Source organism: Lentzea miocenica, assembly GCF_033949945.1.
Classification (GTDB): domain Bacteria; phylum Actinomycetota; class Actinomycetes; order Mycobacteriales; family Pseudonocardiaceae; genus Lentzea; species Lentzea miocenica.
Window position 1 is genome coordinate 1 of sequence record NZ_JAXAVW010000104.1, and the last position, 856, is coordinate 856.

The 856-nt window shown below is 65.0% G+C and carries 1 protein-coding gene and 1 pseudogene; both read right to left on the reverse strand.

Features of this window, described 5'->3' with window-relative positions:
- Positions 1-296, reverse strand: a pseudogene (locus tag SK803_RS46380) (transcriptional regulator); the annotation flags it as partial.
- Between the two features lie 128 nt (positions 297-424).
- Positions 425-808 carry a helix-turn-helix domain-containing protein gene (locus SK803_RS46385; protein ID WP_166053843.1) on the reverse strand — a complete coding sequence of 128 codons (384 nt, stop codon included), beginning with the start codon at positions 806-808 and terminating at the stop codon, positions 425-427.
- Between the last annotated feature and the right edge of the window lie 48 nt (positions 809-856).

Here is an 856-nt window from a genome sequence, read left to right on the forward strand (position 1 = left end):
GTCGCGTCTTCGCTGAGACGGAGTTCCGCGTCCTTGGACGCGCCGTCCGGGAGGTCCAGCGGTCCGCCGTTGATCAGCTCGTGGAAACGGTCGGCTGCGTCAGCGGGTGCGTTCGCCAGTGCGGTGTCAAGCTCGCGCTGGACTCCTGAGCGTGGCTTGGTGTCTGGCTTCTGATGCCAGGAGGCCACGGTGCGGACGCCGATGCCGAGGTGTTCGGCGAAAGCCTCGTGAGTCATGCGCAGCGCGGCCTGTAGGCAACGCGCTGATTGGCCGGTCCACTCGTCGTTCACGCTCATGCTCGCGCTACCCCCGGAGCGCAGAACCTGCATTGAACTTGCATTGGACATGCATGGGTTCGGGCGCCGATTCACGCTGGAATTGGTGCATGGAAATCAAAGCGCTCAACCAGCAGAAACGCACCGCGCTACCGGTTCTCGCGGACTTGCTTCGCTACCGACGCGAGGTCCGACTTCAGGTCGTCGAGGCGTTCGGTGATGTCGATCAGGCGCTGTTCGACACTGTCCAAACGCGACCAAAGCGAGTCGCCGGGGTCGGTGATCGGCTCGTCTCGCTCTGGCGGGCGGCGGCCGTGCAGCACCGCGTCGAGGTGCATCGGGTGCCAGCCCATGGCTGTAGACAAGGACTCCAGCGTCCGCGGCCCCCGCCGACGCTCCACTGTGTGGTGCTGGATCTCGCGGACGATCGCCTGGGAGACGTTCGAGCGTTCTGCTAGCTCGCGTTGACGCCAGCCGAGCTCGTTCACGCGCTCGTTGATGGCTCTGGCGACTGCCGCCCAATCCTCCGACACGTATTCCTCCGCGCTCCGCCTCAGCGCTGAGATTAGCCGCTTTTCGTT